This is a genomic window from Massilia luteola, assembly GCF_034420155.1.
GTDB classification, from domain to species: domain Bacteria; phylum Pseudomonadota; class Gammaproteobacteria; order Burkholderiales; family Burkholderiaceae_D; genus Telluria; species Telluria luteola.
In genome coordinates, this window is record NZ_JAXOFN010000011.1 from 51,841 (window position 1) to 72,801 (window position 20,961).

General features: G+C 66.7%; 18 protein-coding genes. 15 read left to right on the forward strand and 3 right to left on the reverse strand.

From position 1 onward, the window contains the following. Positions 1 to 7: 7 nt before the first annotated feature. The 12 genes from murD to lpxC all read left to right on the forward strand — a co-directional run bounded on the left by murD (position 8) and on the right by lpxC (position 12,741). Positions 8 to 1,504: a UDP-N-acetylmuramoyl-L-alanine--D-glutamate ligase gene (gene murD / locus U9J41_RS13155; RefSeq protein ID WP_322402766.1), complete on the forward strand. Its 1,497-nt coding sequence runs from the start codon at positions 8 to 10 to the stop codon at positions 1,502 to 1,504. After that, positions 1,504 to 2,721, forward strand: a complete 1,218-nt coding sequence (gene ftsW, locus U9J41_RS13160; RefSeq protein WP_322402649.1) for a putative lipid II flippase FtsW — start codon at positions 1,504 to 1,506, stop codon at positions 2,719 to 2,721. Before murD ends, ftsW begins: the two co-directional genes overlap by 1 nt. Then, positions 2,718 to 3,818 (forward strand): undecaprenyldiphospho-muramoylpentapeptide beta-N-acetylglucosaminyltransferase, encoded by a 1,101-nt coding sequence (gene murG / locus U9J41_RS13165; RefSeq protein ID WP_322402650.1) that lies wholly within the window; start codon positions 2,718 to 2,720, stop codon positions 3,816 to 3,818. The genes ftsW and murG overlap by 4 nt, the downstream gene beginning before the upstream one ends. Then, a complete protein-coding gene (gene murC, locus U9J41_RS13170; protein ID WP_322402651.1) occupies positions 3,815 to 5,212 on the forward strand; it encodes a UDP-N-acetylmuramate--L-alanine ligase in 1,398 nt (465 codons plus the stop codon). The genes murG and murC overlap by 4 nt, the downstream gene beginning before the upstream one ends. A gap of 2 nt (positions 5,213 to 5,214) precedes the next feature. Continuing rightward, complete coding sequence (locus U9J41_RS13175; RefSeq protein WP_322402767.1) at positions 5,215 to 6,183, forward strand: D-alanine--D-alanine ligase; 969 nt, start codon at positions 5,215 to 5,217, stop codon at positions 6,181 to 6,183. A 17-nt stretch (positions 6,184 to 6,200) separates the two neighbouring features. Further along, the gene (locus U9J41_RS13180) at positions 6,201 to 7,022 is read left to right on the forward strand and encodes a cell division protein FtsQ/DivIB (protein ID WP_322402652.1); all 822 of its coding nucleotides are present in this window, start codon (positions 6,201 to 6,203) and stop codon (positions 7,020 to 7,022) included. Positions 7,023 to 7,043: 21 nt separating this feature from the next. Continuing rightward, the gene (gene ftsA, locus U9J41_RS13185; protein ID WP_056122830.1) at positions 7,044 to 8,276 is read left to right on the forward strand and encodes a cell division protein FtsA; all 1,233 of its coding nucleotides are present in this window, start codon (positions 7,044 to 7,046) and stop codon (positions 8,274 to 8,276) included. 206 nt (positions 8,277 to 8,482) lie between these two features. Beyond that, a complete protein-coding gene (ftsZ, locus tag U9J41_RS13190) occupies positions 8,483 to 9,685 on the forward strand; it encodes a cell division protein FtsZ (protein WP_322402653.1) in 1,203 nt (400 codons plus the stop codon). A 209-nt stretch (positions 9,686 to 9,894) separates the two neighbouring features. Further along, entirely contained in the window at positions 9,895 to 10,398 is a 504-nt protein-coding gene (locus U9J41_RS13195; protein WP_322402654.1) for a peroxiredoxin, read from the forward strand. Positions 10,399 to 10,405: 7 nt separating this feature from the next. Further along, positions 10,406 to 10,855 carry a GNAT family N-acetyltransferase gene (locus U9J41_RS13200; RefSeq protein ID WP_322402655.1) on the forward strand — a complete coding sequence of 150 codons (450 nt, stop codon included), beginning with the start codon at positions 10,406 to 10,408 and terminating at the stop codon, positions 10,853 to 10,855. 17 nt (positions 10,856 to 10,872) lie between these two features. Then, entirely contained in the window at positions 10,873 to 11,733 is an 861-nt protein-coding gene (locus U9J41_RS13205) for a DMT family transporter (RefSeq protein ID WP_322402656.1), read from the forward strand. Positions 11,734 to 11,805: 72 nt separating this feature from the next. Continuing rightward, on the forward strand, positions 11,806 to 12,741 hold the full coding sequence (gene lpxC, locus U9J41_RS13210; RefSeq protein WP_322402657.1) for a UDP-3-O-acyl-N-acetylglucosamine deacetylase: 936 nt from the start codon (positions 11,806 to 11,808) through the stop codon (positions 12,739 to 12,741). 100 nt (positions 12,742 to 12,841) lie between these two features. Here the strand turns inward: lpxC and U9J41_RS13215 are convergent, their stop codons facing one another. Further along, positions 12,842 to 13,345, reverse strand: a complete 504-nt coding sequence (locus U9J41_RS13215; protein ID WP_322402658.1) for a DciA family protein — start codon at positions 13,343 to 13,345, stop codon at positions 12,842 to 12,844. Positions 13,346 to 13,589: 244 nt separating this feature from the next. Between U9J41_RS13215 and secA the strand changes: the two genes are divergently transcribed. Together secA and U9J41_RS13225 are read left to right on the forward strand one after the other, a co-directional pair. After that, positions 13,590 to 16,385, forward strand: coding sequence for a preprotein translocase subunit SecA (secA, locus tag U9J41_RS13220; RefSeq protein ID WP_322402659.1), 2,796 nt, complete (start codon positions 13,590 to 13,592; stop codon positions 16,383 to 16,385). A gap of 119 nt (positions 16,386 to 16,504) precedes the next feature. After that, complete coding sequence (locus U9J41_RS13225; protein ID WP_322402660.1) at positions 16,505 to 17,302, forward strand: COG4705 family protein; 798 nt, start codon at positions 16,505 to 16,507, stop codon at positions 17,300 to 17,302. Positions 17,303 to 17,311: 9 nt separating this feature from the next. Here the strand turns inward: U9J41_RS13225 and U9J41_RS13230 are convergent, their stop codons facing one another. After that, on the reverse strand, positions 17,312 to 18,361 hold the full coding sequence (locus U9J41_RS13230; protein ID WP_322402661.1) for a MerR family transcriptional regulator: 1,050 nt from the start codon (positions 18,359 to 18,361) through the stop codon (positions 17,312 to 17,314). Positions 18,362 to 18,401: 40 nt separating this feature from the next. After that, entirely contained in the window at positions 18,402 to 19,478 is a 1,077-nt protein-coding gene (locus tag U9J41_RS13235) for an AI-2E family transporter (protein ID WP_322402662.1), read from the reverse strand. 242 nt (positions 19,479 to 19,720) lie between these two features. Here U9J41_RS13235 and argJ point away from each other — a divergent pair, with 242 nt between their 5' ends. Beyond that, entirely contained in the window at positions 19,721 to 20,959 is a 1,239-nt protein-coding gene (gene argJ, locus U9J41_RS13240; protein ID WP_322402663.1) for a bifunctional glutamate N-acetyltransferase/amino-acid acetyltransferase ArgJ, read from the forward strand. The last annotated feature ends 2 nt before the right edge of the window (positions 20,960 to 20,961 follow it).

Sequence of the window (20,961 nt, forward strand, 5' to 3'; positions counted from 1 at the left end):
ACCCATGATGAACTACGAAGGCAAAACCGCACTGGTACTGGGACTCGGCGAATCGGGCCTGGCGATCGCGCTGTGGCTCGCGCGCTCGGGCGCCCGCGTGCGCGTGGCCGACACGCGCGCCGAGCCTGCGCGCCTGCGCGCATTGCGCGCGGCCGTGCCGGATGCGGACTTCGTTGCCGGACCGTTCGCGGCGGGCCTGCTGGACGGCGTCGACTTCGTCGCCGTCAGCCCCGGCCTCGCGCCGGACCGCGAACTGGCCGCGATCGCGCCGGCGGCCGCCGCGCGCCACGTGCCGTTGTGGGGAGAGATCGAGCTGTTCGCGCAGGCGCTCGCCGCGCTGAAGGCGCAGCAGGGGTATGCCCCGAAGGTCATCGCCATCACCGGCACGAACGGCAAGACGACGGTCACGAGCCTGACCGGTTTGCTGTGCCGCCGCGCCGGCCTCACGGCGAAGGTCGCGGGCAACATCAGCCCGGCCGCGCTGGACGTGCTGCGCGAAGTCATCGACGCCGGCGACCTGCCGCAGGCCTGGGTGCTGGAACTCTCCAGCTTCCAGCTGCACACGACGTACAGCCTGAATCCCGACGCCGCCACCGTCCTGAACATCACCCAGGACCACCTCGACTGGCACGGCGGCATGGCCGCGTATGCCGGGGACAAGGCCCGCATCTTCGGCGCCGACACGATCCGCGTGCTGAACCGCGACGACGCCGTGGTGATGGGCATGACGGCGCCGGGTGCGGCGGTGACGACGTTCGGCACCGGCGAGCCGGATGCGCCGGACAGCTTCGGCCTCGTGAACGAACGCGGCGTGCTGTGGCTGGCGAATGCGAATCCGGGCGAGGAGCCCGACAGGAAGCGCAAGAAGAACGAGCCGGTCGAGCCGGCCGAGATCACGCTCAACCGCCTGATGCCCGCCGACGCGCTGCACATCCGCGGCCTGCACAACGCCGCCAACGCGCTGGCCGCGCTGGCGCTGTGCCGGTCCGTCGGCCTGCCCCTCGCGCCGCTGCTGCACGGCCTGCGCGAATACCAGGGCGAGCCGCACCGCGTGGAACTCATCACGAGCATCGCCAACGTCGAGTACTACGACGACTCCAAGGGCACCAACGTCGGCGCCACCGTCGCCGCGCTGGAAGGCCTGGGCAAGACGTTCGGCGAGACCGGACGCCAGATCCTCCTGATCGCCGGCGGCGACGGCAAGGGCCAGGATTTCAGCCCGCTCGCGGGCCCGTGCTCGCGCTACGTGCGCGCCGTGCTCCTGATCGGCCGCGACGCGCCCGCCATCCGCGCCGCGCTGGAACCCTCTGGCGTGCCGTGCTTCGACCTCCCGGGCCTGCCGGAAGCCGTGCGCCGCGCGAGCGGCCTGGCGAAGTCCGGCGACGTCGTGCTGCTGTCGCCCGCCTGCGCGAGCCTGGACATGTTCGCGAACTACGCGCACCGCGCCCAGGTCTTCATCGACGCCGTGCGCGACATCGCACTCGAAAACGGGCAGGAGATCTGATGCCGTTCCAGATGCCATTCAAGTTCGGCGGTTCGGCGAGCGACGTGACGATCGCGACGCGCGCACGGCCGTCGCGCATGATGGAGTACGACCAGCCGCTCGTCTGGGTCGTGCTGCTCATGATGCTGTTCGGGATGGTGATGGTGTATTCGGCGTCGATCGCGTTGCCGGATTCACCCAAGTTCGCCTACCTGCAGGGCAAGAACAACTACTTCCTGATGCGCCAGGCCGCGTTCATCGTCGTGTCGGTGGTGGTCGGCCTGTTCGTGTTCCGCATCCCGGTCGCGGCCTGGCAGCGGTTCGCGCCGCTGATGTTCGTCGGCACGCTCGTGCTGCTGGCGCTCGTGCTGGTGCCGGGCCTGGGCCACTCGGTCAACGGCGCGCGCCGCTGGCTGCCCCTCAAGATCATGCAGCTGCAGCCGTCCGAGATCATGAAGGTCGTCGCCGTGCTGTACGCGGCGGATTTCACGGTGCGCAAGCAGCAGTACATGCACAAGCTGACGAAGGGTTTCATGCCGATGGCCGCCGCGATGGCGCTGGTCGGTGCGCTGCTGATGCTGGAGCCCGACCTCGGCGCGTTCGGCGTCGTCGTCTGCATTTCGATGGGCATCCTGTTCCTGGGCGGCTTCAACATGATCTGGTTCGGCGGCATCGGCGCCGTCCTCGTGCTCGTGTTCTCGACCATCATCGCGCTGTCGCCGTTCCGGCGCGCGCGCATGTTCGCGTACATGAACCCGTGGGAAGAGGGCAATGCGCTGGACAAGGCGTACCAGCTGACGCACTCGCTGATCGCGTTCGGCCGTGGCGAGATCTTCGGCGTGGGCCTGGGCGGCAGCGTGGAAAAGCTGCACTACCTGCCGGAAGCGCACACCGACTTCATCATGGCCGTCATCGGCGAGGAGCTCGGCCTGGTCGGCGTGCTCGTCGTGATCGGCCTGTTCTACTGGCTCGTCAAGCGCGCCTTCGACATCGGCCGCCAGGCCATCGCACTGGAACAGCACTTCGCCGGTCTCACCGCGAAAGGCATCGGCATTTGGCTCGGCGTGCAGGTCTTCATCAATATGGGCGTGAACCTGGGCCTGCTGCCCACCAAGGGCCTGACCCTGCCGCTGATGAGTTACGGCGGCTCGGGCATCCTGTTCAACTGCGTGGGCCTCGCGATCCTGCTGCGTATCGATTACGAAAACCGCGTCAAGATGCGGGGAGGCCGTCAATGAGCACGCCGAAAAGACTGATGATCATGGCGGCCGGCACCGGCGGCCACATCTTCCCCGGCATCGCCATCGCGCAGTCGATGCGCGAGCGCGGCTGGGAAGTCTCGTGGCTCGGCACGATGCACGGCATGGAGCGCGACATCGTGCCGAAGCACGGCATCGCCATGGACAGCATCGACTTCGCCGGCATGCGCGGCAAGGGCATCGCGCACACGGTGTCCGGCGCGTTCAAGCTGCTGGCCAGCTTCGCGTCGTGCCGCAAGTACCTGGCATTGCGCAAGCCCGACGTCGTGCTGGGCATGGGCGGCTACGTGACGGTGCCGGGCGGGATGATGGCGCGCGCGCGCGGCATTCCGCTGGCGCTGGTGAACGCGGACGCCGCGCTGCTCCTGTCGAACAAGACGCTGATGCCGATCGCGCAACGCGTGCTGTTCGGCCTGTCGGCCGATTTCGGCAAACTCAATGGCAAATTCGCGGGCAAGGCCGTCGTCACGGGCAATCCGGTGCGCAAGGAGATCCTCGACATGCCGGCGCCGGGCCACCGCTTCGCCGGCCGCGGCGGTCCCCTCAACCTGCTCGTCGTCGGCGGCAGCCTCGGGGCGAAGGTCCTCAACGACAGCGTGCCGGCCGCGCTGGCGCTGATTCCAGAGGGATTGCGTCCGGTGGTCACGCACCAGTCGGGCAAGAAGAACATCGACGCGCTGCGCGCCGCGTACGCGCAGGCGGGCGTGAAGGCCAACGTGGTCGACTTCATCGACGACATGGCGGCGGAATACGCGAACGCCGACCTCGTGATCTGCCGCGCGGGCGCCATCACCGTCTCGGAACTGACGGCGGCCGGCGTCGCGAGCGTGCTCGTGCCGTTCGTCGCCAGCACGACGAGCCACCAGCGCGACAACGCGACGTGGATGGCGGGGCAGAAGGCGGCGGTGCACCTGCCGCAGGGCGAACTGAATCCGCAGCAGCTGGCGAAGCTGCTGCAAACGACCACCCGCGACGACTGCCTGGCGATGGCCGAGGCGGCGCAGGCGGTGGGGCGGCGCGACGCCAACGCGGCGATCGCGCAAGTACTTGAAACACTGGCGAACGGCGGACAATGAAACACAAGATCAAACACATTCACTTCGTCGGCATCGGCGGCAGCGGCATGAGCGGCATCGCGGAGGTGCTGCTGAACCTCGGCTACAAGGTGTCGGGCTCGGACCTCGCGTCGAACGCGGCCAGCCAGCGCCTGGAGGAACTGGGCGCGAACGTGCGCATCGGCCACGCCGCGTCGAACATCCTCGGCGCCGACGCCGTCGTGACGTCCACCGCCGTCAACGAAGCGAATCCGGAAGTCGTCGCCGCGCGCGCCGCGAAAGTGCCGATCGTCCCGCGCGCCATCATGCTCGGTGAGCTGATGCGCCTGAAGCGCGGCATCGCCATCGCCGGCACGCACGGCAAGACGACGACGACGAGCATCGTCGCGTCCGTGCTCGCGCAGGGCGGCCTCGATCCGACGTTCGTCATCGGCGGACGCCTGAACAGCGCCGGCGCCAACGCCAAGCTGGGCACCGGCGAATACATCGTGGCCGAGGCGGACGAGTCGGACGCGTCGTTCCTGAACCTGTCGCCGATGATCGAGGTGATCACCAACATCGACGCCGACCACATGGACACGTACGAGCACGACTTCGAAAAGCTGAAGGGCGCGTTCGTCAACTTCACGCACCGCCTGCCGTTCTACGGCCGCGCCATGATGTGCATCGACGATGCGAACGTGCGCGCCATCCTGCCGCAGGTGACCAAGCCGGTGACGACGTACGGCTTTGCGGAAGACGCCGAAGTGCGTGCCCTGGACGCGCGCGCCGAGGGCATCCAGATGCATTTCACCGTGCGCCAGCAGGGTTATCCGGACACGGAATTCGTGCTGAACCAGCCGGGCATGCACAACGTGCTGAACGCGTGCTCGGCGATCGCCATCGCGCGCGAGATCGGCGTGCCCGACGAAGCGACGGCGCAGGGCCTGCGCGAATTCAACGGCGTCGGCCGGCGCTTCACGCGCTGGGGCGAAGTGGAACTGCCGCAGGGCGGCAGCTTCACGCTCGTCGACGACTACGGCCACCACCCGGTGGAAGCCCAGGTGACGCTCGCCGCCGCGCGCGCCGCCTACCCGGGCCGCCGCCTCGTGCTGGCGTTCCAGCCGCACCGCTATTCGCGTACCCGCGACCTGTTCGAGGACTTCGTGAAGGTGCTGGCCGCGCCGGACGTGCTGCTGCTGGCGGAAGTGTATCCGGCCGGCGAAGCCCCGATCGTGGCCGCGGACGGCCGCGCGCTCGCGCGTGCGCTGCGCGCGGGCAGCCAGATCGAACCGATTTTCGTGGAAGCGATCGCCGACATGCCGGCGACGATCCTCAAGGTGGCGCGCGATGGCGACGTCGTGCTCACCATGGGCGCCGGCTCCATCGGCGGCGTCCCCCAACAACTGACATCGAATCAAAAGGTGGCATCGTGAGTATGACAGACACCGAAGCGAAGGCACTCGGCAAGGTGGGCGTGCTGTTCGGCGGCCGGTCCGCCGAGCGCGAGATCTCGCTCATCTCGGGCAGCGGCGTGCTGCAGGCGTTGATATCGAAAGGCGTCGACGCCCATGCGTTCGACCCGGCCGAGCGTTCGCTGGCCGAACTGGCCGCGGAAAAATTCGACCGCGTGTTCATCGCGCTGCACGGCCGTTTCGGCGAGGACGGCACCCTGCAGGGGGCGCTGGAACTGCTGGGCATTCCGTACACGGGCAGCGGCGTGATGGCGTCCTCCGTCGGCATGGACAAGATCACGACCAAGATCGTGTGGCTGGCCGCCGGCGTGCCGACGCCGAAGTACCTCACGATCGGCGCCGATGACTACGTCGACGCCGACGGCATCGTCGCGGCGCTCGGCCTGCCGCTGATCGTCAAGCCGCCGCTGGAAGGTTCCACCATCGGCATCACCAAGGTCAGCGCCGCCGCCGAGCTGCAGGCGGCCGTCGACCTGGCGCGCCAGTACGACAAGGCGGTGCTGGTCGAGCAGTTCATCCAGGGCCGCGAATTCTCGGTGCCGGTGCTGGGCACCGGGGCCGGCGCGCGCGCGCTGCCGATCGTGGAGATCGTCGCGCCCGAAGGCAATTACGACTATCAGAACAAGTACTTCACGGACGACACGCAATATCACTGCCCGGCGCCGCTCGACGCGGCGACGACGGCCGCGATCCAGGCGCACGTGGTGGACGCCTACCGCGCCCTCGGCTGCGAAGGCTGGAGCCGCATCGACGTACTGCTGCGCGCGTCGGACAACGCGCCGTTCCTGCTGGAGGTGAACACGTCGCCCGGCATGACGACGCACTCGCTCGTGCCGATGGCGGCGCGCGCCGAGGGCACGAGTTACGAAGACCTGTGCGTGGATATCCTGCGCTCCGCCAGCTTGAAGGCCGGCCAGGTGAAAAAGGCCTAAAGGACTAGGGAAGCAACATGTGGCATGACGTGCGAGCTCTGAACGCAACCGCCGGCGCGATCACCGCGCTGACGGTGCTCGCCTGCGTGGGATCGGGATTGTGGTGGCTGTCGCAGCGCCCGATGTTCACCCTGCGCGAGGTGCGTGTCGAGAGCATGTACGGGCTGGACCTGCAGCACGTGAACGAGCTGACGGTGCGTAATGGCGTGCTCGGAAAGATCAACGGCAACTTCTTCACGACCGACCTCGAACAGGTGCGCACCACCTTCGAGTCGGTGCCGTGGGTGCGCAAGGCCAGCGTGCGCCGCGAGTGGCCCAACGAGTTGATCGTGCAGGTGGAAGAGCACGAGGCGCTCGGCACCTGGGGCGAGGATGGCCGGCTGCTGTCGGTGAAGGGCGAGGTGTTCACGGCCAATCTGGCCGAGGCCGACGAGGACCACGCACTGCCTGCGTTCGGCGGTCCGGCCGGCAGCGAAAAGGAGGTGCTGACGCGCTTTGCGGAACTGCGCCGCTGGTTCGCGCCGATCCGCCTCGTGCCGGAGTCGATCAGCCTGTCGAACCGCTACGCCTGGACGGTCAGGTTGGACAACGGGATGAGCGTGGAGCTGGGACGCGAAAAGGACAAGGACACGCTGCACACGCGCGTGCAGCGGCTGGTGAGCATCTATCCCCAGCTGGTGGCGAGGCTGCAGGAAGGACGCATCGATACGATCGACATGCGCTATCCGAACGGCCTGGCCCTGTCCTCCGCGGCGCTCACCATCCCGGCGGATGCGACCAAGCCCGTGAAGGCGGCGGTGAAGAAAAAAACAAATACCAAAACAACAAAGCAGATCTAATTTAAGCAGGCGACAGCAAACATGACAAAAGACGCGAAGAACCTGATCGTCGGCCTCGACATCGGCACCTCGAAGGTGGTGGCGGTGGTGGCCGAAGTGATGGCCGATGGGCGCCACGAGGTGATCGGACTCGGCCAGCACGAGTCCAAGGGTCTGAAGAAGGGCGTTGTCGTCAACATCGAAGCGACCGTCGAATCGATCCAGCGCGCGCTCGAGGAAGCGGAGCTGATGGCCGACTGCAAGATCCGCAACGTGTACGCGGGGATCGCCGGCAGCCATATCCGCTCGTTCAATTCGAGCGGCATGGTCGCCATCAAGGACAAGGAAGTGACGGCCACGGACGTGGCGCGCGTGATCGAGACGGCCAAGGCCGTGAACATCCCGACCGACCAGCAACTGCTGCACACGGTGCCGCAGGAATTCATCGTCGACAACCAGGAAGACGTGCGCGAGCCGATCGGCATGAGCGGCATCCGCCTCGAGGTGCGCGTGCACATCGTCACCGGTGCGGTGTCCGCCGTGCAGAATATTGTAAAGTGCGTGCGCCGCTGCGGCCTCGAGGTCTCGGACCTGATCCTGCAGCCGATGGCGTCGGCCGATTCGGTGCTGACGAACGACGAGAAGGAACTGGGCGTCGTCCTCATCGACATCGGCGGCGGCACCACCGACATCGCGGTCTTCAGTGACGGCGCGATCCGGCACACGGCGGTGCTCCCCATCGCCGGCGACCAGATCACGAGCGACATCGCGATGGCCCTGCGCACGCCGACCGGCGAGGCGGAAGAGATCAAGATCCGCTACGGCGTGGCCAAGCAGGTGCTGGCCGACCCGGGCGAGTCGCTGGAAGTGCCGGGCCTCGGCGACCGCGGTCCCCGTTCGCTGTCGCGCCAGGCGCTGGCCGCCGTGATCGAGCCGCGCGTGGAAGAACTGTTCGCGATGGTGCATCAGGTCGTGCGCGAGTCCGGCTACGAGGGCGTGCTCTCGTCGGGCATCGTGCTCACCGGCGGCTCGTCGATCATGCCGGGCATGATCGAGATGGCGGAAGATATTTTCCTGAAGCCGGCGCGCCTCGGCACGCCGGAGTACCGCGGCCAACTGGCGGACGTCGTGCGCAGCCCGCGCTATGCGACGGTCCTCGGTCTGCTGCTGGAAGCGAAAAAACAGTACCTGCGCGGACACATCGTCACGCGTCAGGACGGTTCGGTGAAGGCGGTCTGGCAGCGAATGAAAGAATGGTTCCTAGGGAATTTCTAGAGACCGAAAAAGCGGCGGCGCATTGTGGAGGACGTAAACACAACGCGGGAGAGGCTTTTCGGGAGTGTAGTAACAGCTGGTAACGGTTTTGCTTGGTAACGGACACGAAACATTTTTAAAATAGTGGCACGTTTCCAATCTCGAGTTCTGACGGCGTTCGTGAGAATTCGGGCTTGGAAACGGCTCATCGAGATTAGGAGTTCATCATGGAGTTCGATATGGTCGATAACGCAGCATTGGGCACGGTCATCAAGGTCGTCGGCGTTGGCGGCGCGGGTGGCAATGCGGTCCAGCATATGATCAACAAGGGCGTGTCCGGCGTGGAGTTCATCGCCGCCAACACCGATGCCCAGGCGCTGGCCGCATCCGGCGCCCACAACATCATCCAGATCGGCGAGTCCGGCCTGGGTGCGGGCATGCGTCCGGAAATCGGCCGCCAGCTGGCCGAGCAATCGCGCATGCGCATCGAGGACGCGCTGCGCGGCGCGCACATGGTGTTCATCGCCGCCGGCATGGGCGGCGGCACGGGCACGGGCGCCGCGCCGATCGTCGCGGAAGTCGCCAAGAGCCTGGGCGCGCTGACCGTGGCCGTCGTCTCGAAGCCGTTCTCGTACGAAGGCCAGAAGTGCATGGACGTCGCCGAAACAGGCCTGAACGAACTGACCAAGCACGTCGACTCGCTGATCGTCATCCTGAACGAAAAACTGGAAGACATCTACGAAGACGAATCGATGCTGGACTGGATGAAGCATGCGGACGATGTGCTGAACAACGCCGTCGCCGGTATCGCCGAGATCATCAACGTCCCGGGCCACATCAACGTCGACTTCAACGACGTCAAGACCATCATGAGTGAGCAGGGCAAGGCCATGATGGGCACGGCCACCGCGTCGGGCGTGGACCGCGCGCGCATCGCCGCCGAACAGGCCGTCGCGTCGCCGCTGCTGGACGGTATCGACCTGTCGGGCGCGAAGGGCGTGCTGGTGAACGTCACCGCGTCGCGCAGCCTGAAAGGCAAGGAGATCAAGGAAGTCATGGCCGCCGTGCGCGCCTTCGCGGCACCGGACGCCGCGATCGCCCAGGGCATCGCCTACGACGACGAGATGGGCGACGAGCTGCGCGTGACCGTCGTCGCGACGGGCCTCGGCAAGAACAAGGCCAACATCTCGCTGGTGCAGCCGCAGCAGGTGCTGCGCACCGGCACGTACGGCGCGCCGATGATGTCCGGCACCCCGGGCGTGACGGCTGGCGTGACCATGGGAGCGGCCAGCGGTGCCGGCGCGATGGACGGCATGAAGCAGCCGGCCGTGTGGCGCCGCGAGCAGGCGTCCGAGCAGGTGCGCGCGATGCAGAACAACGGTGTCGAGACCTACGACATCCCGGCGTTCCTGCGCAAGCAGGCCGACTGAGTAGCAGACTCCAACGCCGGCTGACCACCGGCGCTCCATGATGCGGGGCCAGGCTGTTCCAAGCAGCCTGGCCTTTCGTTTTTAAACCGGGGTCAGAGCCCGAATTTTGGAAATGGCCTGAGGGCTGTTGCCAAAAAAAGGGCTCTGACCCCGGTTTTGTTTGGTTCAGGCATACTTGCGGGTTCTGAAAACTTGAAAGGAACACCACCATGACCATCCAGATCGGCGACCGCCTGCCCGCAGGCTCCCTGCAGGAATTCATCGACGTCGAGACCGAAGGCTGCGCGCTCGGCCCGAACACGTTCGACGTGGCCGACCTCGCGAAAGGCAAGACCATCGCCATCTTCGGCCTGCCGGGCGCCTTCACGCCGACCTGCTCGGCCCAGCACCTGCCCGGCTACATCCAGCTGGCCGACCAATTGAAGGCCAAGGGTGTCGACGAGATCTGGTGCATCTCCGTCAACGACGCGTTCGTGATGGGCGCGTGGGGCCGCGACCAGAAGGCCACCGGCATCGTGCGCATGATGGCCGACGGCAGCGCCGCGTTCACCAAGGCGCTGGGCCTGGAATTCGACCTCGTCGCGAAGGGCTTCGGCGTCCGTTCCCAGCGCTACTCGATGCTGGTGCAGGACGGCGTCGTCAAGCAGCTGAACGTGGAAAGCGGCGGCTTCGACGTGTCGTCGGCCGAGACGCTGCTCAAGCAACTGGGCTGATCGACCGTTGATCATCAACGCCGAAACACCGGACCAGCCCGAGGTGCGCGACCTGCTCGCGCGCCTCGACGCGTACTGCGCCGCGCTGTACCCGGCCGAGAGCAACCACCTGATGGACATCGCGTCGCTCATGCAGGGCGACGTGCTGTTCCTCGTCGCGCGCGACGTCGACGGCGGCGCGGTCGGCTGCGCGGCGCTCGTCAATCGCGCCGGTTACGGCGAGGTGAAGCGCATGTTCGTCGACGCGCAGCGCCGCGGCCTGGGCGCCGGCAGCAAGCTGCTGGAGCACCTCGTCATGTTCGCCAGGATGTCGGCCCTGGGCATGCTGCGCCTGGAGACGGGCATCCACCAGCCCGAGGCCATCGCCCTGTACGAACGCGCCGGCTTCGTGCGCTGTGCGCCGTTCGGCGATTACCGCGCGGACCCGCTGTCGATCTTCATGGAGAAGCGGCTGTGAGCCGGATGGCGGGGAATATGCGCAGCATCCGCGCGATGCTGGTCTGCGTCGCCATGTTCTCGCTCATGGACATGACGATGAAGCTGCTGTCCGCGCACTTCCCGCCGATGCAGGTGGCGGCGATCCGCGCGCTGTCCGCGCTGCCGCTCGTCGCCGCCTATCTGTTCTGGCGCGGCGGCCAGCGCTCGCTGCTGCGCATCCGCTGGCCGCTGCACCTGCTGCGTGGCGCGATCGGCGTCGCGATGCTGTCGCTGTTCACCTACGGCCTCAAGACGCTGTCGCTGGCCGAGGCGTATTCGATCTTCTTCGTCGGTCCGATCCTGATCACGGCGCTGTCCGTGTTCGTGCTGGGCGAGCGCGTGAACGGCGCGCGCTGGATCGCGATCGCCGTCGGCATGGCCGGGGTGCTCGTCGTGCTGCGGCCGACCGGCGCCGGCTTCTTCACGCTGGGCGGGCTCGCCGTGCTGGCGTCGGCCGTGTGCTATGCCGTGTCGGCCGTCGCGGGCCGCGTGCTGGCGCGCACCGACCGCGGCGAGCACATGATGTTCTGGCTGATGGTCCTGATGTCCATCGGTGCGACGCCGCTGGCCGCGCCGCACTGGGTGCCCGTCCAGGCCGGGGACTGGCTGCTGATCCTGGCATTGGCCGTCAGCGGCTTTTTCGGCCAGCTGGCGCTGACGGAAGCGTTCAGCCATGGCGAGGCGTCGGTCGTGGCGCCGTTCGAGTACACGGCGCTGGCATGGGGCGTGGCGATCGACTGGCTGATGTGGAAAACCTTGCCGGATGAATATACTTTGCTGGGCGCCGCCATCATCATCGGCAGCGGCCTGTACCTGATCCGCCACGAAACCGTGCATGCGGAGGCCGAGCATCCGTGAAAACGTGGTGTTCCTGCCACCGCCCGGTGGGGGCCGCCGGCAGGCTCGAATGCCCTACGATATAATCGAACGATGCTCAAACAACGAACCATCAAACAGCTGGTGCGCACGACAGGCGTCGGCCTGCACTCCGGGACCAAGGTCGAGCTGACCCTGCGTCCGGCCGCCGCCGATACGGGCATCGTGTTCCGCCGCGTCGACCTCGACCCCGTCGTCGAGTTCCCGTCGAATGCGGACATCGTGGGCGATACCCGCATGGCGTCGGTGCTCACGCAGGGCGATGCGCGCGTCTCGACCGTCGAGCACCTGATGTCGGCCTGCGCCGGACTCGGCATCGACAACCTGTATGTCGACGTCACGGCCGAAGAGATCCCGATCATGGATGGTTCGGCGTCGTCGTTCGTGTTCCTGCTGCAGCAGGCGGGCGTCCAGGAGCAGGGCACGCCCAAGAAATTCATCCGCGTGCTGAAGCCCGTGGAAGTCCGCCAGGGCAGCGGCGCCAACGAGAAATGGGCGCGCCTGAGCCCGTACGATGGCTTCAAGCTCGACTTCTTCATCGAATTCAATCACCCGGCCGTGGACGGCACGACGCAGCGCGCCATCGTCGACTTCGGCAAGGTATCGTACGTGCACGACGTGGCGCGCGCCCGTACGTTCGGCTTCATGCAGGACGTGGAAAGCCTGCGCGGCATGGGCCTCGCGCGCGGCGGCTCGCTGGAAAACGCGATCGTGATGGACGAGTACCGCATCCTGAATGCGGACGGCCTGCGCTACGAAGACGAGTTCGTGCGCCACAAGATCCTCGATGCGATCGGCGACCTGTACCTCGTCGGCGCGCCGCTGCTGGCCAGCTACGAGGCGCACAAGTCGGGCCATGGTCTGAACAACCTGCTGCTGCGCGAACTGCTGGCGCATCCGGAATCCTACGAGATCGTTTCTTTCGGCGCGCAGGAGCGGGCGCCGGTGTCGTACGAGGCGCAGATGGAAAGGGAGTGGGCGCTGACGTAAGTCGCCGCCTGTTATCTTGACCGTAACCCAAAACAACGTCGTTCCCGCCCGCGCGGGAATGACGGCCTTGAAGGTAACGACGGCGTTTGAGGCAACGACGTTATGACTTCTTCCTTCTCTCCGCCAATCTTCTGATCGCCGCGATCAGCGCGGCATTCTGCTGCGTCTCCGGCAACGTTTCGCCCAGCTGCTCGAACGCTTCCACCGCCGTCGGTGGCAAGGTCAGCGACGACGGCTTCAATTCCTCGCGCACCGGCACGTTGGGCCGCATCTGGATCTTGATGCGCACGTTGTCCACCTGCCATCCCTTTTTCTGCAAGCCCGCCTGCAGCTTGGGCAGCTGCTGCTTGAGCTTGGCCGCGACGGCCGAGGAGGGCACGGCGAGGGTCAGGGTCGCTTCCTGGAACGACAGCACGTCGCAGCCGGCATACATCGGCGGCAGGATCACCTTGACGTCGCGCTGCAGGTTGCCCACGCGCAGGGCGGTCGGCATCAGCGCGGCGAGGCGGTCGTTGGAGCGCAGGAAATCGGTGGCGACGAACGACGTCTTGCGGTCGCGGGTGCCGTAGATATGGAAGGGACGCTGTTTGTTCGTGGACTGCATGCCCGGACCTTACCACAGCCGCGCGCCATGCCGCGAGCAATCATGCGCGAATGGCGTAATCGAATGCAATCTGATAACAATTTTTGCCAGCCACACTTGTGATCCGCCCGGCGGACCCCAAGTGTGGCCGCATCGCATGATAAAATCGGTGGCTTTTTGCCATTGGCGCTCTCGGGTTGATGTGTTTTTGCTATCATCCTGGGCTCCTCGGACCCTTTCGCGGCGTACTTTTGAAGAACACAGCATGTCATTCCTGACCAAGATTTTCGGCAGCCGTAACCAGCGTCTGCTCAAGCAATACCAAAAATCCGTGCGCGACATCAACGCGCTCGAGCCGCAGATGGAAGCGCTGTCGGACGCCGATCTCCAGGCAAAGACGACCGAATTCAAGCAACGCGTGGCTGGGGGCGCCTCCCTGGACGACATCCTCGTCGAAGCCTTTGCCGTCTGCCGCGAAGCAGCCAAGCGCGTCATGAAGATGCGCCACTTCGACGTGCAGCTGGTCGGCGGCATGGTCCTCCACTACGGCAAGATCGCCGAGATGGGCACGGGCGAGGGTAAGACGCTGATGGCGACCCTGCCCGTGTACCTGAACGCGCTGTCCGGCAAGGGCGTGCACGTGGTGACGGTCAACGATTACCTGGCCCAGCGCGACGCCGAGCAGATGGGCCGCCTGTACGGCTGGCTCGGCTTGACGACGGGCGTGAACCTGTCGCAGATGGATCACGACAGCAAGCAGCAAGCCTACGGTTCCGACATCACCTACGGCACCAACAACGAATACGGCTTCGACTACCTGCGCGACAACATGGTGTACGACGTGCGCGAGCGCGTGCAGCGCGGCCTGAATTTCGCCGTCGTCGACGAAGTCGACTCGATCCTGATCGACGAAGCGCGTACCCCGCTGATCATTTCCGGCCAGGCCGAGAACCACACGGAGCTGTACCACAAGATCAACGAACTCCCGCCGATGCTCACGCTGCAGATCGGCGAGGAGACCCCGGACGGCAAGGGCCAGATCGAGGTCCCGGGCGACTACACGAAGGACGAGAAGGCGCACACCGTGCTGCTGACCGAGGCCGGCCACGAGAAGGCCGAAGCCATCCTGACGAAGATGGGCCTGCTGCCGGAAGGCGCATCGCTGTACGACGCCGCCAACATCACGCTGATCCACCACCTGTACGCCGCCCTGCGCGCGCACGTGCTGTACCACAAGGACCAGCATTACGTCGTGCAGAACGATGAGGTCGTGATCGTCGACGAATTCACCGGCCGCCTGATGACGGGCCGCCGCTGGTCCGAAGGCCTGCACCAGGCCGTGGAAGCGAAGGAAGGCGTGCGCATCCAGAACGAGAACCAGACGCTGGCCTCGATCACGTTCCAGAACTACTTCCGCATGTACGGCAAGCTGTCCGGCATGACCGGTACGGCGGACACGGAAGCGTACGAATTCCAGGAGATCTACGGCCTGGAAACCGTCGTCGTCCCGCCGAACCGTCCGTCCCAGCGCAAGGATCGCCAGGACCAGGTCTACAAGACGGCCGAGGAAAAATACCAGGCCATGCTGAACGACATCCGCGACTGCTACGAGCGCGGCCAGCCGGTCCTCGTCGGCACGACGTCGATCGAGAACTCGGAACTGTTGTCCGGCATCCTGACCAAGGCGGGACTGCCGCACAACGTGCTGAACGCGAAGCAGCACGCCCGCGAGGCGGAGATCATCGCGCAGGCGGGCAGCCCGAAGATGATCACCATCGCCACCAACATGGCGGGCCGCGGTACCGACATCGTCCTGGGCGGCAACGTCGAGAAGCAGATCCAGCTCATTGAAGCCGGTTCCGAGGCCGACGGGGCGTCGGCGCAAGAGCAGAAGGCCGAGCAGGCCGCCAAAATGCGCGCGGAATGGCAGTCGCTGCACGACCACGTCGTCGCGCAGGGCGGCCTGCACATCATCGGCACCGAACGCCACGAATCGCGCCGCGTCGACAACCAGCTGCGCGGACGCTCCGGCCGCCAGGGCGACCCGGGCTCGTCGCGCTTCTACCTGTCGCTGGACGACCCGTTGCTGCGCATCTTCGCGGGCGACCGCGTGCGCGCCGTGATGGACCGCCTCAAGATGCCGGAAGGCGAACCGATCGAGGCGGGCATCGTGACCCGCTCCATCGAAGGCGCCCAGCGCAAGGTCGAGGCCCGCAACTTCGACATCCGCAAGCAGCTGCTGGAATACGACGACGTCGCCAACGACCAGCGCAAGGTGATCTACACCCAGCGTAACGAACTGCTGGAAGCGGCCGACATCTCCGAGCTGATCGCGTCGCTGCGTACCGGCGTGTTCACCGACGTCGTGCGCGCCCACGTGCCGGCGGAGTCGGTGGAAGAGCAGTGGGACATTCCCACGCTCGAGCGCGTGCTGGCCGACGAATGGTCGCTCTCCCTGCCGCTGGCGCGGATGCTGGAGGACGAGCCGAACCTGAACGACGACGACATCCTCGAGCGCGTGCTGGCCGCGGCGGAAAGCTCGTACGAGGCGAAGGTCGGCATCGTCGGCAAGGAAGCGTTCGGCGGCTTCGAGCGCAACGTCATGCTGCAGAATATCGACACGCACTGGCGCGAGCACCTGGCCGCGCTGGACCACCTGCGCCAGGGCATCCACCTGCGCGGCTATGCGCAGAAGAATCCGAAGCAGGAATACAAGCGCGAAGCGTTCGAGCTGTTCGGCGCCATGCTGGACCAGATCAAGAACGAAGTGATCCGCACCATCATGACCGTCCGCATCCAGACCCGCGAAGAAGTCGAGGCGGCGGAAGCGGCCATGCAGGCGGCCGCGGCGCACCTGGAAAACGTCAACTACCAGCACGCCGACTTCGATCCGACGGCCGCGCCGGAAGAATTGATGGCACCCCTCGCGGTGACCTCGGGCACGACGGCGATGGCGGACGATCCGTCCACCACCTACCTGGGCATGAAGGTCGGCCGCAACGACCCGTGCCCGTGCGGCAGCGGCAAGAAGTTCAAGGCTTGCCACGGCAAGCTGGCGTGATGTCATAACGTCCGACGAAAGGCACCCGCGGGTGCCTTTTTTCATGGTGACCGCATCGTAATGTCCCGGCCGGTCCGGGTGCGCTACGATGGGGCTCGACCGTTCACTTCGCACTTTCCATGGACTCCCCGCCTTCCCGCTACGACCTCGCCAAGGTCCCGGCCATGACCCTCGGCTTCTGGCTCATCAAGATCCTTGCGACGACGCTTGGCGAAACGGCGGGCGATGCCGTGACGATGTCGATGGAACTGGGCTACCTGGCCGGCACGGCGATCTTCGCGGCGCTGCTGGCCGTCATGCTGAGCGCGCAGATCCGCGCCACCCGCTTCCACCCGCTGCTGTTCTGGGCCGCGATCGTCGCCACCACGACGGTCGGCACCACGCTCGCGGACCTGTGCGACCGCTCGCTGGGCATCGGCTACCTCGGCGGCTCGGCCCTGCTGGCCGCGCTGCTGGCGGCGACGCTGTTTGCCTGGCACCGCGCGCTCGGATCGGTGTCGATCGACCGGCTCGATACGCGCGACGCCGAGGTGTACTACTGGATCACGATTCTGTTTTCCCAGACCCTCGGCACGGCGCTCGGCGACTGGGTCGCCGATCCGGACACCGGCTGGGGCCTCGGTTATGGCGGCGGCGCGGTGCTGTTCGCGGCGGGACTGGTCGTCGTGCTGGCGCTGTATTTCTGGACGCGCACGTCGCGCACCGCGCTGTTCTGGGCCGCGTTCATCCTCACCCGGCCGCTGGGCGCGACGGTCGGCGATTTCCTCGACAAGCCCGTCGCCGCCGGCGGCCTCGCGCTGAGCCGCTACACGGCGTCCGCGGCGCTCGTCGCCGGCATGCTGCTGCTCGTGCTGCTGTTGCCCCAGCGCGCGGAGCGGATCGCGCGCCCGGCGCCCGGCGACGAGCCGCGGGGTTAAGATGCGCAGTTAAGCTGCATCGTTGCCGTCCTTGACGGCCGAGGGCCGCTGCGCCTGCATCACCTTGCGCAGCCAGTCGATGCTTTCGCCGCCGATGCCCGATCCCATGCGCAGCAGGGGATCGGTCGCGCTGGCGGCGCGGAAGGCGTCGATGTCCTGCTGGTCGCGGCCGACCATGTCGTGGAACAGGTCCATCCACTGGCGCGCGAGCGCGCCCGCCCGCGGGCCGGTCGCATCGGGATCGGCCTGCATCTCGGCCTGCATCTGTGCGATCAGGGGCGTCCACTCGTGGCCGCGGGTCGCGTAGTGGCGGCGCATGCGTTCGACGACCTCCGGCCGCACATATTTTGCCCACGTCTCCAGCTTCAGTTCACCGATGGCCGCGTGCACGTACTGCATCACGGACGCCGGCATGCCGACGGCGTCCAGTTCGCGCTCGACCATCATGTTGAGTTTCGCCGTCAGCGCCGGGTCGTTCCCGGTGTCGCGCGCGAACGCCTGCAGCCAGCGCAGGGCGAAGGCCCGGGCGGCGTCGGCATCCGGCGGGACCTGCGAGTCGATCAGGCCGCGCGCCTGTTCGACCATCCCCTGCCATTGCGCCTTCGCGGCGTCGTTGCTGACCAGCGGCAGGCGGTCCAGTTCCTCCTTGGTGAAATAGCGTTCGTACACGTTCGTCATGTCCATGGTGTTTTCCAATGTGGTGAGCCACGTGGACAGGTCCGGCGCGCTGCCGCGCACGAGTTGCGCGCGCACGCGCAGCAGCTGGTCGCGCAGCCGCGTCGCTTCCGCCATGCGGACTTCGAGCGCGGCCAACTGGCGGTCGACGATCGCCAGCGGCGAGCCGGCCGGACTGTCCAGCGTGAGGGCGATGTCGGAAAGGCTCAGGCCGAACGCGCGCAGGGCCTGGATACGGTGCAGGCGTGCCACGTCGTCGCGGTCGTAGAGCCGGTAGCCGGCATCGGAACGCGCTTGCGGACGGAGCAGGCCGATGCTGTCGTAGTGGTGCAGCGTGCGCACCGTCAGGTTGGCCAGGGCGGCCAGCTCTCCCACTTTCAGCATCGTTCGTCTCCGTTCTTCAGCGTGGGGACAGTCTCGAGGCTCACGCGACGTCAGGGTCAAGGGCTTTCGCGTCGCGGAAGCTGCGCTCCTCGTGCCACAGGGTGACGAACAGGGTCATCACGACGGGGCCGACGAACAGGCCGATGAGGCCGAGCGTCTCGACGCCGCCGAGGATCCCCAGCAGGACGGCGATGAACGGCAGTTGCGTGGCGTTGCCGATCATCGCCGGGCGCACGAAATGGTCGGCCACGAACAGGATGATGAAGCCCAGCACGAGGATCGCGATCGCGGCGATCGTCGCGCCCTGCCACGCCAGCAGGCCGGCGGCGGCGCAGAACGCGAGCGGGGCGCCGAACGGGATGATGGCGAGGACGCCCGACGCCGCGGCCCACAGCACGGCCGACGGCAGCCCCGCGAGCTGGTAGCCGATGCCGAGCAGGACGCCTTCCGCGAGGCCGACGAGCACCAGGCCGTTGACGGTGGCGCGCACGGCGACGGGCACCTTCAGCGAAAACAGCGTCCAGCGCCGCACGCCGATCAGGTCGGCGCCGATGGCGTCCGTCTGGCGCTGCAGGGCGGTGCCGTCCTTGTAGAAGAAGAACAGGCAGAGGAAGGCGAACAGCATGTCGACCAGGCGGTGCATGACGCCGCTGCCGACCCGCTTGAGCACTTCGCTGGCCGTCTGCATGCGGCCGACGGAACCGTCCTGCAGCAGGTGCGCGAGGCCGTGCGGCTGGCCGAGCGTGGCCAGCCACCAGTTGTAGACGGCGTCGCCGGCGAACGGAATGCGGTGCAGCCATTCCGGCGCGGCGAGGCCTTCGGTGTTGGCGCTGGCGACCAGCTGGGCCAGCGCCGGCGCCTGGCGCGCGGCCTGCGTGACGCCCAGCGCGAGCGGGATGATGAAGACGATGGCGGCGGCGAGGGTGACGAGGGCCGCCGCGAGGATGGTGCGGCCACCCAGCGCCGTGCGGACCCGCACGTACAGCGGCCACGTGGCGATGCACAGGATGGCGGCCCACAGCAGCGGCAGGATGAAGCGTTGCGTCACGAGCAGGGCGAACAGGACGATCGCCAGCGAAAAGCAGGCGCTCAGCACATCGCGTTGGTTGTCGGTCATGGCTTCTCCGGTGGATGGAACATCTTACCAAAACGGCATCGCCGGATGGGTGGTGTTGCCGATTATCAATTGGCCGACTTAAGTGTGTATTAACAGGTGAGTCGTCGTTCCCGGGCCGTCGGTACGCAAGCAAACCGGGCGCCCGCCTGCGCGGGGGCGACGTACGCACCGGCGGACCGTGCCTGTCTCGCGCAGGCGGTACAATACCGCACCTTCTTTCCATCTTTTCATTAGAGAACGCCATGGCCGTCAATTCCCCTCTGCCCGTCGCCGCCGACCTGAAACCCGTCGCCGGCATCGAACTCGGTTACGCCGAAGCCGGCATCAAGAAGCCGAACCGCAAGGATGTGCTGGTGATGAAGCTCGCCGAAGGTGCGACCGTCGCCGGCGTGTTCACCAGGAACCGCTTCTGCGCGGCGCCGGTCCAGGTGAGCAAGGCGAATCTCGAGGCGGTGAAGGCGGGCGGCAAGCCGATCCGCGCGCTGGTGGTCAACACGGGCAACGCGAACGCGGGCACGGGCGAGCCGGGCCTCGCGAACGCGCAGGCCACGTGCGCCGAAGTGGCGCGCCTGCTGGGCCTCGACGCGCAGCAGGTGCTGCCGTTTTCCACGGGCGTGATCTTGGAACCGCTGCCCGTGCAAAAGATCGTCGCGGGCCTGCCGGCCGCGATCGCGAACCTGAAGGCGGACAACTGGTTCAACGCGGCCGAAGCCATCATGACCACGGACACCCAGCCGAAAGCGGCGTCGGTCACGACGACCATTGACGGCCACGCCGTCACGATGACCGGCATCAGCAAGGGCGCCGGCATGATCAAGCCGAACATGGCGACGATGCTGGGCTACCTGGCGTTCGATGCGAAAGTCGCGCAGCCCGTGCTCGACGAACTGGTGAAGTACGCGGCCGACCGCTCGTTCAACAGCATCACCATCGACGGCGACACGTCGACCAACGATTCCTTCATCCTCGTCGCCACGGGCGCCGGCACGCTCGTCGTCGATTCGACCGACAGCCCGCACTACGCGGCGCTGCGCGACGCCGTCAGCGGCATTGCGCGCCACCTGGCGCAGCAGATCATCCGCGACGGCGAAGGCGCCACCAAGTTCATCACCATCACGGTGGAGCAGGGCCGCGACATGGAAGAGTGCCGCAAGATCGCCTACGCCATCGCCCACTCGCCGCTCGTGAAGACCGCGTTCTTCGCGTCCGACCCGAACCTGGGCCGCATCCTGGCCGCCATCGGCTACGCGGGCGTCGACGATCTCGACACGGCAAAGCTCGACCTGTACCTGGACGACGTGCTGGTCGCGAAGGCCGGCGGCCGCAACCCGGACTACAAGGAAGAGGATGGCCAGCGCGTGATGAAGAAGGCCGAGATCCTCGTGCGCGTCGTGCTCGCGCGCGGCGAGGCCGAGGCAACCGTGTGGACCTGCGACCTGTCGCACGACTACGTCTCGATCAACGCCGACTACCGTTCCTGAGC

Coding starts and splice junctions, on each gene's coding strand:
- U9J41_RS13215 (WP_322402658.1), bottom strand. CDS start 13,345: ATGCAGTCCACGAACAAACAGCGTCCCTTCCATATCTACGGCACCCGC.
- murC (WP_322402651.1), top strand. CDS start 3,815: ATGAAACACAAGATCAAACACATTCACTTCGTCGGCATCGGCGGCAGC.
- lpxC (WP_322402657.1), top strand. CDS start 11,806: ATGCTCAAACAACGAACCATCAAACAGCTGGTGCGCACGACAGGCGTC.
- U9J41_RS13230 (WP_322402661.1), bottom strand. CDS start 18,361: ATGCTGAAAGTGGGAGAGCTGGCCGCCCTGGCCAACCTGACGGTGCGC.
- ftsA (WP_056122830.1), top strand. CDS start 7,044: ATGACAAAAGACGCGAAGAACCTGATCGTCGGCCTCGACATCGGCACC.
- murG (WP_322402650.1), top strand. CDS start 2,718: ATGAGCACGCCGAAAAGACTGATGATCATGGCGGCCGGCACCGGCGGC.
- U9J41_RS13235 (WP_322402662.1), bottom strand. CDS start 19,478: ATGACCGACAACCAACGCGATGTGCTGAGCGCCTGCTTTTCGCTGGCG.
- ftsW (WP_322402649.1), top strand. CDS start 1,504: ATGCCGTTCCAGATGCCATTCAAGTTCGGCGGTTCGGCGAGCGACGTG.
- murD (WP_322402766.1), top strand. CDS start 8: ATGAACTACGAAGGCAAAACCGCACTGGTACTGGGACTCGGCGAATCG.
- U9J41_RS13225 (WP_322402660.1), top strand. CDS start 16,505: ATGGACTCCCCGCCTTCCCGCTACGACCTCGCCAAGGTCCCGGCCATG.
- U9J41_RS13195 (WP_322402654.1), top strand. CDS start 9,895: ATGACCATCCAGATCGGCGACCGCCTGCCCGCAGGCTCCCTGCAGGAA.
- U9J41_RS13175 (WP_322402767.1), top strand. CDS start 5,215: ATGACAGACACCGAAGCGAAGGCACTCGGCAAGGTGGGCGTGCTGTTC.
- argJ (WP_322402663.1), top strand. CDS start 19,721: ATGGCCGTCAATTCCCCTCTGCCCGTCGCCGCCGACCTGAAACCCGTC.
- U9J41_RS13205 (WP_322402656.1), top strand. CDS start 10,873: ATGCGCAGCATCCGCGCGATGCTGGTCTGCGTCGCCATGTTCTCGCTC.
- U9J41_RS13180 (WP_322402652.1), top strand. CDS start 6,201: ATGTGGCATGACGTGCGAGCTCTGAACGCAACCGCCGGCGCGATCACC.
- secA (WP_322402659.1), top strand. CDS start 13,590: ATGTCATTCCTGACCAAGATTTTCGGCAGCCGTAACCAGCGTCTGCTC.
- ftsZ (WP_322402653.1), top strand. CDS start 8,483: ATGGAGTTCGATATGGTCGATAACGCAGCATTGGGCACGGTCATCAAG.